The 15891-nt window shown below is 70.2% G+C and carries 13 protein-coding genes; 3 read left to right on the forward strand and 10 right to left on the reverse strand.

All coding sequences use genetic code 11. The features are described from left to right. Position 1 precedes the first annotated feature (1 nt). From ruvX to AB0310_RS04910, 5 genes are all read right to left on the reverse strand, one after another. On the reverse strand, positions 2-475 hold the full coding sequence (gene ruvX / locus AB0310_RS04890) for a Holliday junction resolvase RuvX (protein ID WP_187661512.1): 474 nt from the start codon (positions 473-475) through the stop codon (positions 2-4). After that, positions 472-3132, reverse strand: coding sequence for an alanine--tRNA ligase (gene alaS, locus AB0310_RS04895; protein ID WP_366236687.1), 2661 nt, complete (start codon positions 3130-3132; stop codon positions 472-474). Before alaS ends, ruvX begins: the two co-directional genes overlap by 4 nt. A gap of 55 nt (positions 3133-3187) precedes the next feature. After that, on the reverse strand, positions 3188-3376 hold the full coding sequence (locus AB0310_RS04900) for a hypothetical protein (RefSeq protein ID WP_025103513.1): 189 nt from the start codon (positions 3374-3376) through the stop codon (positions 3188-3190). Between the two features lie 110 nt (positions 3377-3486). Continuing rightward, a complete protein-coding gene (rpsD, locus tag AB0310_RS04905) occupies positions 3487-4116 on the reverse strand; it encodes a 30S ribosomal protein S4 (protein ID WP_187661514.1) in 630 nt (209 codons plus the stop codon). Between the two features lie 181 nt (positions 4117-4297). Further along, positions 4298-5656, reverse strand: a complete 1359-nt coding sequence (locus AB0310_RS04910) for a replication-associated recombination protein A (RefSeq protein WP_259954509.1) — start codon at positions 5654-5656, stop codon at positions 4298-4300. A 100-nt stretch (positions 5657-5756) separates the two neighbouring features. Here AB0310_RS04910 and AB0310_RS04915 point away from each other — a divergent pair, with 100 nt between their 5' ends. Continuing rightward, positions 5757-6059, forward strand: coding sequence for a hypothetical protein (locus AB0310_RS04915; RefSeq protein ID WP_187661516.1), 303 nt, complete (start codon positions 5757-5759; stop codon positions 6057-6059). A gap of 15 nt (positions 6060-6074) precedes the next feature. Here the strand turns inward: AB0310_RS04915 and AB0310_RS04920 are convergent, their stop codons facing one another. After that, positions 6075-6824, reverse strand: coding sequence for a winged helix-turn-helix domain-containing protein (locus tag AB0310_RS04920; RefSeq protein WP_366236688.1), 750 nt, complete (start codon positions 6822-6824; stop codon positions 6075-6077). After that, positions 6821-8626: an FAD-dependent oxidoreductase gene (locus tag AB0310_RS04925; RefSeq protein ID WP_366236689.1), complete on the reverse strand. Its 1806-nt coding sequence runs from the start codon at positions 8624-8626 to the stop codon at positions 6821-6823. The genes AB0310_RS04920 and AB0310_RS04925 overlap by 4 nt, the downstream gene beginning before the upstream one ends. 279 nt (positions 8627-8905) lie before the next feature. Here AB0310_RS04925 and AB0310_RS04930 point away from each other — a divergent pair, with 279 nt between their 5' ends. Together AB0310_RS04930 and AB0310_RS04935 are read left to right on the forward strand one after the other, a co-directional pair. After that, positions 8906-10258: a DUF349 domain-containing protein gene (locus AB0310_RS04930; protein ID WP_366236690.1), complete on the forward strand. Its 1353-nt coding sequence runs from the start codon at positions 8906-8908 to the stop codon at positions 10256-10258. A 59-nt stretch (positions 10259-10317) separates the two neighbouring features. Then, positions 10318-10866, forward strand: a complete 549-nt coding sequence (locus tag AB0310_RS04935; protein WP_366236691.1) for a type IV toxin-antitoxin system AbiEi family antitoxin — start codon at positions 10318-10320, stop codon at positions 10864-10866. On the opposite strand, the gene AB0310_RS04940 is transcribed toward AB0310_RS04935, so the two are convergent. The 3 genes from AB0310_RS04940 to secD form a co-directional block, all read right to left on the reverse strand. Continuing rightward, positions 10853-13105, reverse strand: a complete 2253-nt coding sequence (locus tag AB0310_RS04940) for a RelA/SpoT family protein (RefSeq protein ID WP_187661521.1) — start codon at positions 13103-13105, stop codon at positions 10853-10855. The genes AB0310_RS04935 and AB0310_RS04940 overlap by 14 nt on opposite strands. Before the next feature lie 64 nt (positions 13106-13169). Beyond that, positions 13170-14159 (reverse strand): protein translocase subunit SecF, encoded by a 990-nt coding sequence (gene secF / locus AB0310_RS04945; protein WP_280565377.1) that lies wholly within the window; start codon positions 14157-14159, stop codon positions 13170-13172. Then, a complete protein-coding gene (gene secD / locus AB0310_RS04950) occupies positions 14159-15889 on the reverse strand; it encodes a protein translocase subunit SecD (RefSeq protein WP_187661523.1) in 1731 nt (576 codons plus the stop codon). Before secD ends, secF begins: the two co-directional genes overlap by 1 nt. Positions 15890-15891: the final 2 nt, after the last annotated feature.

Genomic DNA, 15891 nt, shown 5'->3' on the forward strand with positions numbered 1-15891 from the left:
TTCAGGCGGGCTCCTCGTCAACGGGGACCGGGGCACCGGCCGGGTTTCCGGTGCTCTTCTCCGTGTCGATCGCCTGCTGCAGCAGCACCACGGCGGCGACCTGATCCACAATGCTACGAGAGTTCTTCTGTGATCGCCCAGAACTCCGCAACGCCGCATGCGCGGAGACGGTGCTCAGACGCTCGTCCACGAGGCGGACCGGCACGCCACTGCGCCCCTGGAGTGCGGCCGCGAACTCCCGCGCATCGACCGTCGACGGCGTGTCCGCGCCCTGCATGTTCACCGGAAGTCCGACCACGATCTCCAGCGGCTCGTACTCCGCAGCCAGCTCCGCGATGCGCGTCAGCGAGTGCTCGTCGCGCGGCACGGTCTCGACGGGGACGGCCAGCATGCCGTCCGGATCGGACCGGGCCACGCCCACGCGGGCCCGGCCGACGTCGATGCCGAGCCGGACCCCGCGGCGATAACCGCTCACGCGCCCCGCAGCTCCTGGGAGACGGCCTCGAGCGCGGCGGGCAGCGCCGCTGCGTCGATACCGCCGCCCTGGGCGACGTCGTCGCGCCCACCGCCGCCTCCGCCGAGCACACCGGCGGCGCGCTTCGCGAGCGCACCCGCCTTCGCCCCGGCACCGCGCGCGGCCTCGTTCGTGGCGACGACGACGACAGGGCGACCGTTGACGACCGCACCGAGCGCGACGACCGCGGGGTCGGAGCCGAGCCGGTCGCGCACGCCGTTGACGAGCTCGCGGACATCGTCCGCAGACGCGACATCACCCAGCGACTGTGCCGCCACGCGGAAGTCCCCGACGCGCGTAGCGGCCTCGGCGATGGCGGGGATGCGTCCCGCTCGCTCCTTCGCCTCGAACTGCGCGATGCGCTTCTCCGCGGCCTTGAGGCTCGCGGCGAGATCGGCGATCCGCTCCGGGAGCTGCTCGCGCGGGGTCTTCAGAGAGGCGGTGAGCTGCGAGACGAGAGCGCGCTCCGCCGCGAGCTCCCGGAACGCATCCGCGCCGACGAGAGCCTCGATCCGGCGGTTGGAGGCGCCGACCGACGACTCCCCCACCACGCTGACCAGACCGATCTCCGCACTGGTCGACACGTGCGTGCCGGCGCAGAGCTCGCGCGACCACGGGCCGCCGATGTCGACCATCCGCACGACGTCGCCGTACTTCTCGCCGAAGAGCGCCATGGCGCCCGCTTCCTTGGCCTCGTCGAGCGTCACGATGCGGGTGGTCACCTCGAGGGCGTCCTGCACGGCGCGGTTCGTGATCTCCTCGATCTCCGTGCGGGTGTCCGTCGACAGTGCCTGCGACCAGGCGAAGTCGAACCGCATGTAGCCGGCGCGGTTGAGCGAGCCCGACTGCGTGGCGGTCGGGCCGAGCGTGTCCCGGAGGGCGGCATGCACGAGGTGGGTGGCGGAGTGCGCCTGACGGGCGGCGCGCCGATTGGCGGCGTCGACGATCGTCGTCGCGATGTCATCGACCGCGACCGTGCCGCGGGAGACCTCCACCGTGTGGCTGATCAGCCCGGGGACCGGACGCTGCACGTCGAGCACCTCGAGCTCGTAGCCGGGGCCCACGATGGTGCCCTTGTCCGCGACCTGGCCGCCGGACTCGGCGTACAGCGTCGTCTCGGCGAGCACGACCTCGGCGATCTGGCCCTCGGCGGCGCTGCGCACCGGCGCACCGTCGACGAGCAGACCGAGCACGCGGGACTCCACCTCGAGGGCCGTGTAGCCGTCGAAGCCCGTCTCGCCCAGCGCGCGCAGGTCGCGGTACACCGAGACATCCGCGAGCTGGCGCTTGCGGTTGCGGGCGTCGTCCTTCGCGCGCTGACGCTGCTCCTGCATGAGGGAGTCGAACGCGGCACGGTCCACGTCCAGCCCGGCCTCTTCGGCGACCTCCAGGGTGAGGTCGATCGGGAAGCCGTAGGTGTCGTGCAGCAGGAACGCCTCGGAACCGCTGAGGGTCTTCCCGCCGCCCTTCTTCGTCTCGTCGAGCGCGAGGTCGAGGATGGTCGATCCCTGCGCCAGGGTGCGCCGGAAGGTCTCCTCCTCGGCGAAGGCCGCCGAGGAGAGCACGGACCAGTCCCGCTCCAGCTCCGGGTACGCCGACTTCATCGCGTCGCGGGAGGCGGCGAACAGCTCGGGGAACGCGGGGTCGTCGACACCGAGGAGCCGCATGGCGCGCACGGTCCGGCGCATGAGGCGCCGCAGGATGTAGCCGCGGCCCTCGTTCGACGGACGCACGCCATCGGAGAGGAGCATGAGCGAGGAGCGCACGTGATCCGCGATCACCCGGAAGCGGACGTCGTCCTCGTGCACGGCGCCGTAGCGACGGCCCGAGAGTTCGACGGCACGGTCGAGCACCGGACGCACCTGGTCGGTCTCGTACATGTTCTCGACGCCCTGCTTGAGGAACGCGACGCGCTCCAGTCCCATGCCGGTGTCGATGTTCTTCATCGGCAGTTCGCCGACGATGTCGAACTCGGTCTTGCCGCGGATGTTCTCGATGAAGTCCTGCATGAACACGAGGTTCCAGATCTCGAGGAACCGCGAGTCGTCGACAGCGGGGCCGCCGTCCTTGCCGTAGGCCGGGCCGCGGTCGAAGAAGATCTCGGAGTCAGGGCCCCCGGGACCGGGCTGCCCGGTGTTCCAGTAGTTGTCCGCGCGGCCGAGGCGCTGGATGCGCTCCGGCTTGAGTCCGATGATGTCGCGCCAGATCGCCTCGGCCTCGTCGTCGGTCTCGTACACGGTGACCCAGAGATCCTTCTCGTCGAAGCCGAGGCCGCCGTCGGCCTCCGAGCTCGTGAGCAGCTCCCAGGCGTAGCGGATCGCGCCTTCCTTGAAGTAGTCGCCGAACGACCAGTTGCCGAGCATCTGGAAGAACGTGCCGTGACGCGCGGTGCGCCCGACCTCCTCGATGTCGTTGGTCCGGATGCACTTCTGCAGGTCGGCGATGCGCGGATGCGGCGCCGGGACCACGCCCGTGAGGTACGGGATCATCGGGACCATGCCGGCGACCGTGAACAGCAGCGAGGGGTCGTCGCTGACCAGGGATGCCGAGGGGACGATGAGGTGGTCGTTCTTCTCGAAGTAGGAGAGGTAGCGCTGCGCGATTTCCGCAGTTTTCATAGGAGTGCCGGATGTCCTTGCGTGAGGGGGCGCGCCGAGGCGCAGATGCGGGGGGTCAGTTCTCGCCCGGCTCGGTCAACCGAGCCTCCTGCGCGCGATACGCGTCGCTGAGGATCGCGGCGAGGCCGTTGAGGCGGGCGTCGACGTCGGCCAGGATGTCGTGGCCCCGCGGGTCCTTGTTCATGAAGTGAGCCGCGACGAAGCCGCCGATCACGCCGATCAGGAACCACAGCACATTCTTCATGTCGTCATCCTTGCCCTAGAGCCGCGAAGGCGCGGTCTCTCCATCGTAGGCGGAAACGACAGGAGGCGTCGGGAACCCCGACGCCTCCTGCCTGATGCTCTTCCGCTGGATCAGCGAGCCGCGTAGTACTCGACGACGAGCTGCACTTCACAGGTCACGGGGACCTCGGCGCGCTTCGGACGACGGACCAGGCGGGCCTGGAGCTTGTCGAGCTCGACCTCGAGGTAACCCGGAACGGCGGGCAGGACCTCGGCGTGACCGCCGGCGGCTGCCACCTGGAAGGGCTCGAGGCCCTCGCTCTTGGGCTTGACGTGGATGAGCTGACCCGGCTTCACGCGGAACGACGGGCGGTCGACGAGCTGGCCGTCGACGAGGATGTGACGGTGCACGACGAGCTGGCGAGCCTGCGCCGTGGTGCGGGCGAAGCCCGAACGGACCACGAGCGCGTCGAGACGCATCTCGAGGAGCTCGACGAGGTTCTCACCGGTCAGACCGTCCTGGCGACGGGCCTCGTTGAACGCGATACGCAGCTGCTTCTCGCGGATGCCGTACTGCTCGCGCAGACGCTGCTTCTCACGCAGACGGACGGCGTAGTCGCTGTCGGCCTTGCGCTTGGTGCGGCCGTGCTCGCCCGGAGCGTAGGGACGCTTCTCGAGGTAGCGGGCGGCCTTGGGGGTGAGTGCCACGCCGAGGGCGCGGCTGAGACGCACCTTGCGGCGGTCCTGGGACTTCGTGACCACGAAGTTATCCTTCCGATGACGTGGACGTGGATTTCACGTCCGACGGACGTATCACCGCGTTCTTCCTCGGGGCGCACGCCGGGGTGCCGTCGAGGTGGGGTGTGAACGAGGAGATGCCCGAAAACACGGTTTCGAGCCGCTCAAGTCTAACAGACGACGGCAGACACCCGAGGCCCGCGGATCACCGGTCGCCGAGGATCCGGCGGATGCGCTCCAGCCGTGCACTGATGTCGCGCTCCGCGCCCAGGTTCTTCGGCTCGTAGTAGTGGCGTCCGTCGAGCTCGTCCGGCAGGTACTGCTGCGGCACGATCCCGAACTCGCTGTCGTGCGCGTAGCGATAGCCGCGGCCGTGGCCCAGGCGCTTGGCGCCCGGGTAGTGGGCGTCGCGGAGGTGCAGCGGCACGCGCCCGAACCCTCCGGCCCGGATGTCGGCGATGGCCGCGTCGATGCCGACATACGCCGCGTTCGACTTCGCGGTCGTGGCCAGGTACACGGTGGCCTCCGCGAGCGGGATGCGTCCCTCCGGCATCCCGATGAAGGCCACGGCGTCGGCGGCGGCCACGGCGATGCCGAGCGCCTGGGGGTCGGCGAGCCCGACGTCCTCGGACGCGGAGATGACGAGCCGCCGGGCGATGAACCGCGGGTCCTCCCCCGCCTCGATCATGCGGGCGAGGTAGTGCAGCGCGGCGTCCGGGTCGGAGCCTCGGATCGACTTGATGAAGGCGCTGATGACGTCATAGTGCTCGTCGCCCTGCCGGTCGTAGCGGAGCAGAGCCTTGTCGACGGCCTGCGCCACATCGTCGGCGGTGACCTCGGGGACGGTCGACTCCTGGTCCTCGCTGTCGTCGTCGGCCGTCGCCGCGTGCGAGAGCGCCACCGCGGCGGCGGCCTCCAGCCCCGTGAGGGCGCGACGGGCGTCCCCCGACGCGAGGCGGATGAGGGCCGACCGCGCCTCGTCGGTGAGCGCGACCGCGCCTCCGAGTCCGCGGGCGTCCGACACCGCCCGATCCACGAGCACGCCGATGTCGTCATCGGTGAGCGGCTGCAGGGTGAGCAGCAGCGACCGGGACAGCAGAGGCGAGATCACCGAGAACGAGGGGTTCTCCGTGGTGGCGGCGATGAGGATGACCCAGCCGTTCTCCACGCCGGGCAGCAGGGCGTCCTGCTGGGCCTTGGTGAAGCGGTGGATCTCGTCGAGGAAGAGGATCGTCGTCTGCCCGTAGAGGTCGCGCTGCGTGATCGCCTCCTGCATGACCTCCCGCACGTCCTTCACGCCGGCGGTGATGGCCGAGAGCTCGACGAACCGGCGGCCGGAGGACCGGGCGATGGCCTGGGCGAGCGTGGTCTTCCCGGTGCCGGGCGGGCCCCAGAGGATGATAGACACCGCACCGGGCGAGCTGGCCTCCGGATCGGCGAGGGCGACGATGGGCGACCCGGCCCGCAGCAGGTGGCGCTGTCCCGCGACCTCGTCCAGCGACACCGGACGCATGCGCACGGCGAGCGGTGTCTGCCCGGAGAGCAGGGCGGAGGGAGAGGACATTCCTCCAGGCTAACGGCGGCCGGGGACACGAGGCGAGGCCGGCGCCCCGGTAGGCTCTCAGGCGACGTCGTGGACCGGCGTCGGACGGGAGAAGCAGGGCATGGCTGCACGCGGTTCCAAGAAGGCGCAGACACGCACCGAGGCGGAGCGCGCTCGGCTGCACACCGCTCGCACCCGCTGGCACCAGGACCAGATCCGCCGACGGACCCGGGACAACGCCATCGCGATCACCGTCGGCGCCCTCATCGTCGTGGGCGCGATCGTCAGCCAGGTCGTGCATGCGCAGGTGACCGCTCCGGAACCGACGCCGTCGCCCTCGCCCACCTCCTCGATCGAACCGTCCCCGGCGCCGACCGATACCCCGACGGAGGCTCCGACCGCGCCCGCCACTCCCTCGGAGTGAACCGATCCGGCACGATCAGTCGTCGAGCACCGCGAGTCGATAGCCGCGCTTGACCACGGTCTGCACGAGGTCGACGTCGCCGAGGGCCTCGCGGAGCCGCGCCACAGCGACCTCGACGGCTCGAGGACTCCGCCGCCCGCCCGGGAGCACCTGCCCGATCTCCGTCCGGCTGAGCACCCGCCCGTTGGCCACGAACAGCGCTTCCATGACGCTCACGGCTCCGCGGGAGAGCGGGACGAACACGCCGTCGATGAGAATGCCCCCGCTGCGTACCGCCACGTCGCCGACGTCCGTCCGCCGTTCGCGCCCCGCGCGGGCGAAGTGATCGATGACCGTGCGGGCGAGGTCTTCCGCCGTCGGCCCGCACGCTGTGGACGCGGCCAGTCCGAGCTCCGCCAGCTGAGCCGTCGCTGTGGGGTCGGCGGTCGCCAGGAGCAACCGCGAAGCCCGCGCGCGAGCACGCACCACATCGAGCATGCCGAGGCGCTCGAAGATCGCCAGGAGGCCTGGCACGCCTTCGGCGGCGGGGAACAGCACAGCGTCGACCTGGCCGGTCGCGATGCGGTGCGCCGTTCGCTTCGTGCCGGCGGGGATCGCCTGATCGTCCCGCAGTGACACGATCCGCACGACCTCCGACCCGCTGCCGGTGAGGGCGTGCAGGAGCGCGTCGGCGTCGACGGGCTCGGGCCGCACCGGCCGTGCCACCTCGGCGACCGCGATGCGGGAACCCACGAGTGCCGGGGCCACGCGGGTCGGCGCGCTCATCTCGCCCCCTCTGCGGACCGCACTCCCGCCGCCGTCCCTGTGCCGCTGCGGTCCAGGTCTCGACGCCGGCGGGTTCCCCCGTCCGCGGGTCCGACCAGCGGCGTCATCGGGTGGCGCCCGCCGGCTTCCGGCTCCGAGGTCCGGATCACCGCGCCTGCGGCCCGGAGGCCCGCCAGCACTCGCGGGAGGTCGCCGCGCCGGATCCCCCCGACGGTGATCGTCGCCTCGCCGAGACCGATCGTGGCGTCGTGACGCTGGGCCAGGCGGCCGATCACGAGGAGGAGCGCAGCGTCGATCTCCCTCCCGACCTCGACCTCGACGACGGAAGCGGCGGCCGAACCACGGAGGCGGACGCCCGGTCGGCGGTCGGGGGTGTCGGCAGGGGCGGGGTCACGCTGCAGCAGCGCAACCGCCAGACGGCGGAGGCAGGGTCCGCAGTCACGGCTCTCCCCCGCTGCGGCCAGGGCATCGGCGAACGTCCGGATCCCCCGGCGATCCAGCTCGACACTCAGCGCGTCCAGCGGGAGCGTCAGGAGACCGTGGCCGCATTCGTCCGCGCGGTCGTCGGACGCTGCCGAAGCCAGAAGCACGCGAACCTCCGCGCGCCGATCGGTGTCATCGCGCGAGAACCGCGCCAGCCGTGCCTCACCCGCTTCGCCGATCGTCGTCGTTCCGTACACCTGACGCGCATCTGCGGAGAGCAGGATCTCTCCGAAACGGCGTCCGTCGAGGGCGGACAGCGGGACGGCGAAGGCCGACCCACGGACGTCGTCGATCCGCAGGACGGCGAGGTCGATGCCACCGGGCCGTCCGTACCAGCGCCGCGGTCCTCGGTCCGTGAGCGGAGCGCCGCACAGGGCGGCGACCGCACGGTCCGCGGAGGAGCATGCGGCTTCGACGCCCCGCTCGAGCTGACCGACTCCCACCGCGACGTCCCCGATGGCGAGGATCCGCTCATCCTCTGTCTGTCCGGCGGCATCCACGATCACGCCTCCGCCCTGGCGCACCGGGAGACCGGCGTTGCGCGCGAGTTCGTCTCTGGCCCGTGCACCGGTCGTCACGACGAGATCCGCCCGGGCGAAGGTCCCGTCCTGGAACTCGACCGCGGTGACGGCACCGGCCTCGTCGGGATCGACGCGCGTCAGCCGCGTCCGGGTCCGCACGGTGATCCCGCGTGCCTCCATGACCCGCCGCAGCGCCGCCGCAGCCGGCGCCGACAGCACGGAGGGAAGCAGCCGATCCGCGGTGGCGACGAGGGTCGTCTGCACTCCGGCCTCGTCCAGAGCGAGCGCAACGTCGACCCCGGACTCGTCTCCGCCGACCACCACCGCTCGGAGGGCACGTGGCAGCTCCGTCCTGCGGATGGCCAGGAACGCGCGCAGGGTCTGTGCGTCTTCCATCGCGCGGAAGGTGAAGGCCCCACGAGCGCGGATGCCTGGCACCTCGAGCGGGCGGGCGTGGGTCCCGGTCGCCAGGACGAGCGCGTCGTAGTCGTACCAGCGGCGCGAACGGGTCCGCACGCGGCGTCCCGCCCTGTCGATACGCAGCACCCGGTCGTCGTCGATCAACCGCACCCGATCGTCGCGGAACGGCGCCCGGTCGAGATCGATGCCCGATGCCGCGTCGCCCGCGACCACCCGCGCCAGCCCGGAGCGGTCATAAGGCAGCCGCCCCTCGTCTCCGAACACCGTGATCCGCACGTCCCGCTCCGGATCCTCCAGCATCCGCGCGACGAAGCGGTGCGCCGCAACGCCCGCCCCCACGACGACGATCTCCGCTGTGCGCGCTGCGTTGTCGTCCATGGAACTCCTGTCGACCTGGGGACTGTCGTGGTCGCGACGATAGGAGCGCCGTGTTACCCGGAGATGACGCGGAGTGTTTCCTGCGTCGAACGTTCTGCTCACGAAACGGTAACGTCCCACTTCGTCGAGACCCCGGGTCGCCGTCGAGACCCCGCCTCGTTCGCGCACGAAGCACGGGGTCTCGGCGGGAAGACGGGGTCTCGCGGATGGAAGAGGGCGTACTAGGCTGAGCCTCGTCCTTTCCGCCTCCCGCGGCGTGACCGCGCAAGGAGAATCACCGTGTCTGCCAACGAGCCCGCGAAGCCGACCCCGCCCGTTCCCACCCCGCCCGCCGTGCCGCTGCCGCGAAAGGCGCCGACACCGGCCGCCGTCGCGCCGGCCGCGGCGAAGCCGACCCCGGTCTCCTCCGCCGGCGAATGGGGCCGGGTCTCCGAAGACGGCACTGTCGAGGTGCGCGAGGGCGAGTCCTGGCGCGTCGTCGGTCAGTACCCGGACGGCACTCCCGACGAGGCCCTGGCCTACTTCGTCCGCAAGTACGACGACATCGCCTTCAAGGTCGTCGCCCTCGAGCAGCGTCACCAGGCCGGCGGCGCCTCGGCGAGCGACCTGTCCAAGCAGGCCGCCCACCTCATCGACGAGGCTACGGATGCCGCGGCCGTCGGCGACCTCGCCGGCCTCCGCGACCGCCTCACCGCACTGGTCGCGTCGCTGTCCGAGGCCACCGCTCAGGAGGCGCAGCAGGCGAAGGAGCTCGTCGAGCAGGCCGTCGCCGAGCGCACCGCCCTCGTCGAGCGTGCCGAAGCCATCGCCGCCCGCGACCTGAGCAAGGTCCAGTGGAAGCAGGTGACCGCCGAGCTCAACGAGCTGTTCGAGTCCTGGCAGGCGCAGCAGCAGAACGGTCCGCGCCTGTCGAAGGGCGTCTCGCAGCAGCTCTGGAAGCGGTTCCGCGATGCCAGGGCCGTCGTCGACAAGCACCGCCGGGCGTTCTACTCCGAGCTCGACGATGCGCACAAGGCGGCGCGCGACGCGAAGTCCCGACTGGTCGAGCGCGCCGAGGCCCTGGCCCCGCGCGGGGTCGACGGCATCCCCGCCTACCGCTCCCTCCTGGACGAGTGGAAGACGGCCGGTCGCGCCGGACGCAAGGCCGACGACGCCCTGTGGGCGCGGTTCAAGGCCGCCGGAGACGCTCTCTACGCCGCCCGTGCCGAGCAGGCCGCTGCGGAGGAGGCCGACTCGGCTCCGAAGATCGAGGCCCGGCAGGCGCTGCTCGAGCAGGCGAAGGCGGTCGCCGACGAGCCGAACATCAAGCGCGCCCGCGCCCTGCTCACGCGTATCCAGCGCGAGTGGGACGAGGTCGGACGCATCTTCCCGCGCGACAACGAGCGCGCACTCGACGACAAGCTCCGCGTCATCGAGCAGGCACTCAAGGCGCGCGAGGACGTCGACTGGAAGAAGAACAACCCCGAGACCAAGGCGCGGGCGAACGACATGAGCTCGCAGCTCCACGAGGCCATCGAGAAGCTCGAGGCCGAACTGGCCGCCGCCGAGAAGGCCGGGGACAGCAAGGCCGTCAAGGAGGCAGCGGACGCCCTCGAGGCCCGTCGCGCCTGGCTCAACGCCCTCGGCGGCTGAGCTCTCCACAGGTTCACTGATCTCCGCATGAGCGGGGTGCATCACGCCACACTGGCGGCATGCACCCCGCTCTGCTGTATCTGCCCGGCGCGCGCCTGAGCGTGGGCGAGCTCAGTGCCGCCCGGATCGACGGCCATGTCGTCGAGGTCGGTGACGCCTACATCCCGGCTGATCTGCCGGAGTCCCCCGATGTGCGGGCGCAGAGCATCGCCGCGCTCGTCCAGGAGGGCGCAGCGGCCTGCGGGCCCAGTGCCGCCTGGATCCACGGCGCCCGCGATGCCCCGCCGTCGATCCACCACGTGCGACGCTGCGTGGAGCGCCGGGTGCGCCCGCGGGTGCAGCCCAGAGTGTCGTTCCACGACACCTTGGTCCCCGCGGCGGACCTGGCCCGCCTCGGCGGGATCTTCGTGACGTCGCCGGTGCGCACGATGGGCGACCTCGCCACGGCGCTGCACCGCGATCCCCGTGTGCTCCCGTGGATGCAGGCCCTCGCCCAGGTCGACCCGACCGCGCTCGACGGCGCCATCGCCGACCTCCGGGCCCGGCACCGAGTGCCCGGCAGCGTCAGTGGTGTCGCGGCGTTGGAGCGGCTCGTCAGGAGGACGTGACGCGGTACACGTCGTAGACGGCGTCGATCCGGCGCACCGCGTTCAGGACGCGGTCCAGGTGCACGGCGTCACCCATCTCGAACACGAACCGACTGAGTGCCAGGCGCTCATCCGTCGTCGACACGGTCGCCGACAGGATGTTCACGTGATGCTCGCTGAGCACCCGCGTGACGTCCGAGAGGAGGCCGGAGCGGTCCAGGGCCTCCACCTGGATCTGCACACGGAACACGCTCTTCTTCGTCGGCGCCCAGGAGACCTCGACGAAGCGGTCCTGCTCGCCGCTGAGAGCCTTCACGTTCACGCAGTCCGCCCGGTGCACGGAGACACCGCTCCCCCGGGTGACGAAGCCGACGATGGGATCACCGGGCACCGGAGTGCAGCACTTCGCGAGCTTGACGAGGATGTCGTTCGCGCCGCGCACCAGCACACCGGAGTCGCCGCCCCGCGACTCTCGCGTCTGGACGCTTCCCGGAAGGTCGATCGCCCCGGTGGTCGGCTCGTCGGTGGCGACGAGCGCGGTGACCTTCTCCAGCACCGACTGGGTAGAGACGTGGCCCTCGCCGACAGCGGCATAGAGACCCGAGACGTCCTCGTAGTGCATCTGGTGAGCGACCTCGGTGAATGAGTCCTGGCTCATCAGACGCTGCAGCGGGAGGTTCTGCCGGCGCATCGCGCGGGCGATCGCCTCCTTGCCCTGCTCGATGGCCTCTTCGCGGCGCTCCTTCGTGAACCAGCCGCGGATCTTGTTCCTGGCACGGGTGCTCTTGACGAACCCGAGCCAGTCCTGGCTCGGCCCCGCGTCCGGATTCTTGGAGGTGAAGACCTCCACGACGTCGCCGCTCTTCAGCTCCGACTCCAGCGGCACCAGGCGTCCGTTGACCTTGGCGCCCATGGTGCGGTGCCCGATCTCGGTGTGCACGGCGTAGGCGAAGTCCACCGGGGTGGCGCCGGCTGGGAGACCGATCACGCGCCCCTTCGGAGTGAAGACGTAGACCTCCTTGGCGCCGATCTCGAACCGCAGGGAGTCGAGGAACTCCCCGGGGTCTGCGGTCTCGGCCTGCCAGTCGGAGATGTGCGCGAGCCACGCCATGTCGGTGTCGGAGGCGCGGACCTCGGCCTTGCCTCCGCCGTTCATCCGCTCCTTGTACATCCAGTGCGCGGCGACGCCGTACTCCGCCTGGTGGTGCATCTCGTGCGTGCGGATCTGGATCTCGACCGTGCGACCGGCCGGGCCGATCACGGTCGTGTGCAGCGATTGGTAGAGGTTGAACTTCGGGGTGGCGATGTAGTCCTTGAACCGGCCGGGCAGCGGCGTCCAGCGGGCGTGGATGGCCCCGAGCACGGCGTAGCAGTCGCGCACGGACGAGACGAGGACACGGATCCCGATCAGGTCGTAGATGTCGTCGAACTCGCGACCGCGGATGACCATCTTCTGATACACCGAGTACAGCTGCTTGGGCCGGCCGACGACCTTGCCGCGGATGCGCAGGTCGCGGAGGTCTTCGTCGATCTCCTCGATGACCTGGCTCAGGTACTTCTCGCGCTGCGGGGTGCGCTGGGCGATGAGGCTGTGGATCTCGTTGTAGATCTTCGGGTGGAGGACCGCGAAGGACAGGTCTTCGAGCTCCGACTTGATCGCCTGGATGCCGAGGCGATTGGCCAGCGGCGCGTAGATCTCCAGCGTCTCCTTGGCCTTCTTCGCCGCCTTCTCCGGCGGGACGAAGCCCCAGGTGCGCGCGTTATGAAGCCGGTCGGCGAGCTTGATGAGCAGGACACGGATGTCCTTCGACATCGCGACGATCATCTTGCGGACGGTCTCGGCCTGCGCGCTCTCGCCGTACTTGACCTTGTCGAGCTTGGTGACGCCGTCGACGAGCATCGCGACCTCGTCGCCGAACTCGGCGGTCAGATCGGTGAGCGCGTAACCGGTGTCCTCGACGGTGTCGTGCAGCAGGGCGGCGGCGATCGCGCGCGGTCCGAGACCGAGCTCCGCGAGGATCTGCGCGACGGCGAGCGGGTGCGTGATGTACGGCTCGCCGCTCTGCCGCTTCTGTCCCTCGTGCTTCTCCTTCGCCACGGCATAGGCGCGGGAGATGACGGCGAAGTCGCCCTTCGGGTGGTTGGCCCTGACGGTGCGGATCAGATTGTCGAGATCGTTGATCCGGGACGCGCGCGAGAAGATGCGGGGCACCAGCCGTCGCAGACTCGAACCCTGCGATGCCGTCTGCGGCTCCGCCATCCACTCACCTCCGAATCAGACAATCCTACGCGCGCTGAGCGGGGGTCGGCCCCGCGGCGGGGCGTCAGGCGTCGACAGCCGCTTTGGTCCGTGCGGCACGGATACGGGCGTCGCGCTCCTTGATCTGCGGCTCGTTCTCACGGAACAGCGAGTACAGCGGCGCGGCCACGAAGAGCGTCGAGTACGTCGCCACGAGGATGCCCACGAAGATCGACAGCGAGATGTCGGTCAGCGTCTCGGCACCGAGCCAGAAGGCGCCGATGAAGAGGATCGCACCGACCGGCAGCGCCGCCACCACGGAGGTGTTGATCGACCGGATGAGGGTCTGGTTCACCGCGAGGTTGACCGACTCCCCGAACAGCCGCGACGTCTTCTCCCCGTCCTCCGTGGTGTTCTCCCTGATCTTGTCGAACACGACAGTGGTGTCGTACAGGGAGTACGCGAGGATCGTCAGGAAGCCGATGACGGCCGCCGGCGAGATCTCGAACCCGGCGAGGGCGTACACGCCGACCGTGATCACGAGCACGTCGAGCAGACCGATGATCGCCGCCGCCGACATCTTCCAGGTGCGGAAGTAGATGGCGAGGATGAGGAAGGTCAGCGCGAGGAAGATCGCCAGGCCCCACAGCGACTGCCGGGTGACGCTCTCGCCCCAGGCCGGGCCGATGAACGAGGAGGCGACCGCATCGGGCTCGACGCCGTAGGCGTCGGCGAGGGCGCGCGCCACCTGCTGTGTCTCCGCCTCCGTCATCTGATCGGTCTGCACCCGGACGTCCTGGTCGTTGACGATGACGACCTTGGTGGCGGCGCCGGGAACCACCGACTGCACCGCTTCGGTCGCGGTGTCCTGATCCGTGGTGTCGGGCGCGGCGACCGTGAACTGCGAGCCGCCGGTGAACTCGATCGAGAACTGGATCGGGCGGAACAGCGGCACGAGGGCCGAGCCGACGACCAGAGCGATCGCGATGATGAACCAGAGGCGGCGGCGGCCGACGAACGGGAAGGAGGTCTTGCCCGTGTAGAGGTTGTTGCCGAACTCATTCATGGAAGGCATCAGTTGTCTCCCTCTCTTCCGGCCGTGGTCTGTCTCTCGGCGGCGAGGGCCTCCGCCCGCTTGCGCTCGGCGATGGTCTGCCGGCGGTCCGCCTCTCCGCGCGAGCGCGCGTTCTTCGCCCCGCGCCCCGCGGACGCCGTGGCGACCTCGCGGTACTGCGAGCGGCTCCGGTACACGGCACCCAGGGCCTCGGGGTCGAGGCCGGAGAGCTTGTGCCCGCCGCCGAAGAACCGCGTACGAGCGAGCAGCTGCATGACCGGGTGGGTGAAGATGACGAAGATCAGCACGTCGATGACCGTCGTGAGGCCGAGGGTGAACGCGAAGCCCTTCACCGTCGAGTCGGCGAGGATGTACAGCACCACGGCGGCCAGGACGTTGATGGACTTGGAGATGTAGATCGTCCGCTTCGCCCGACCCCAGCCGTCCTCGACGGCACCGGTGATGGACTTGCCGTCGCGCAGTTCGTCTCGGATGCGCTCGAAGTAGACGATGAAGGAGTCCGCGGTGAAGCCGATCGACACGATCAGGCCGGCGACGCCGGCGAGCGACAGCCGGAAGCCGATCCGCCACGCCAGGATGCAGATGACGATGTACGTGAGCACCGCCATCACCGCGATCGACGCGATGATCACCGTCCCGAGTGCGCGGTAGGACAGCAGCGAGTACACCGCCACGAGCGCGAGACCGATGAGGCCCGCGATCAAACCGATCTGGAGCTGCTGGGTGCCGAGGGTCGCGGAGATCGTGTCCGAGCTCTGCACCTCGAAGCTGAGCGGAAGGGCTCCGAACTTGAGCTGGTCGGCCAGGGTCGTCGCGCTCTCCTGCGTGAAGCTGCCCGAGATGCTGGGACGGCCGTCGAGGATGACGCCGTTCATGCGCGGTGCGCTGATGACCTCGCCGTCGAGCACGAATGCGAACTGGTCGCGCGGCGACAGTCCGTCGATGCGGTTCTGGTTGAGGCGGGTGCTGACCTGGCCGAAGGCGTCCGCGCCCTCGCCGTTCATGGTGAGCTGCACGATCCAGGCACCGGAGCGCGGGTCGCGTCCCGCGGTGGCGTCGGTGATCGCGCGGCCGTCCAGCTCAGCCGGGCCCAGGATGAACTTGGCCGTGTCATCGGGCGAGCAGGCGATCACCGGCTCGTCCTTCGGGGCCTTCGACGGGTCGTTGGCGGGGTTGGCGCAGTCGTACGCCTGGAACTCCGCCGCGAGCTTGTCGGTGACCCACGAGAGGTCGCTGGCGTCCGTGGGCTCCGCCGTGGGCTCCGCGTTCAGCGACGGGTCCGGGCTCGGGTACGGCGTGGAGTTGCCGTCCTCGCCGACGAACTCGGTGCTCGCCGCCGTGGTGTAGAGCACGGGACGGAACTCGAGCTGAGCGCTGGACTGGATGCGCTGCCGCGTCTGCTCGTCAGCCTCACCGGGGATCTGGACGACGATGTTGCGCCCGCCCTCGGTGGTGATGTCGGCCTCGGCGACGCCGGAGGCGTCGACACGCTGACGGATGATCGCCGCGGCCTGATCGAGCTGCTCCTGCGTCGGCGCGGCTCCGTCCTCGGTCTCGGCGCTCAGGACGATCTGGGTGCCGCCCTGCAGATCGAGCGCGAGCTCGGGTGTCCACGAGCTCTGCTTGAAGACGTACACACCCAGCGCGTTGATGCCGAAGAGCACGCCCGTCACGAGGAGCAGGCCGAGGAGGACCCGCCAGGCGTGGCGGACGGGAGAGGATGAAGCCACGT

The organism is Microbacterium meiriae (genome assembly GCF_040702565.1).
Classification (GTDB): Bacteria; Actinomycetota; Actinomycetes; order Actinomycetales; family Microbacteriaceae; genus Microbacterium; species Microbacterium meiriae.

Bases quoted from the DNA above. Each gene is read 5' to 3' on its own strand.
- alaS (WP_366236687.1), bottom strand. From the start codon at position 3,132: ATGAAAACTGCGGAAATCGCGCAGCGCTACCTCTCCTACTTCGAGAAG.
- AB0310_RS04900 (WP_025103513.1), bottom strand. From the start codon at position 3,376: ATGAAGAATGTGCTGTGGTTCCTGATCGGCGTGATCGGCGGCTTCGTC.
- AB0310_RS04910 (WP_259954509.1), bottom strand. From the start codon at position 5,656: ATGTCCTCTCCCTCCGCCCTGCTCTCCGGGCAGACACCGCTCGCCGTG.
- AB0310_RS04915 (WP_187661516.1), top strand. From the start codon at position 5,757: ATGGCTGCACGCGGTTCCAAGAAGGCGCAGACACGCACCGAGGCGGAG.
- AB0310_RS04920 (WP_366236688.1), bottom strand. From the start codon at position 6,824: ATGAGCGCGCCGACCCGCGTGGCCCCGGCACTCGTGGGTTCCCGCATC.
- AB0310_RS04925 (WP_366236689.1), bottom strand. From the start codon at position 8,626: ATGGACGACAACGCAGCGCGCACAGCGGAGATCGTCGTCGTGGGGGCG.
- AB0310_RS04935 (WP_366236691.1), top strand. From the start codon at position 10,318: ATGCACCCCGCTCTGCTGTATCTGCCCGGCGCGCGCCTGAGCGTGGGC.
- AB0310_RS04940 (WP_187661521.1), bottom strand. From the start codon at position 13,105: ATGGCGGAGCCGCAGACGGCATCGCAGGGTTCGAGTCTGCGACGGCTG.
- secF (WP_280565377.1), bottom strand. From the start codon at position 14,159: ATGCCTTCCATGAATGAGTTCGGCAACAACCTCTACACGGGCAAGACC.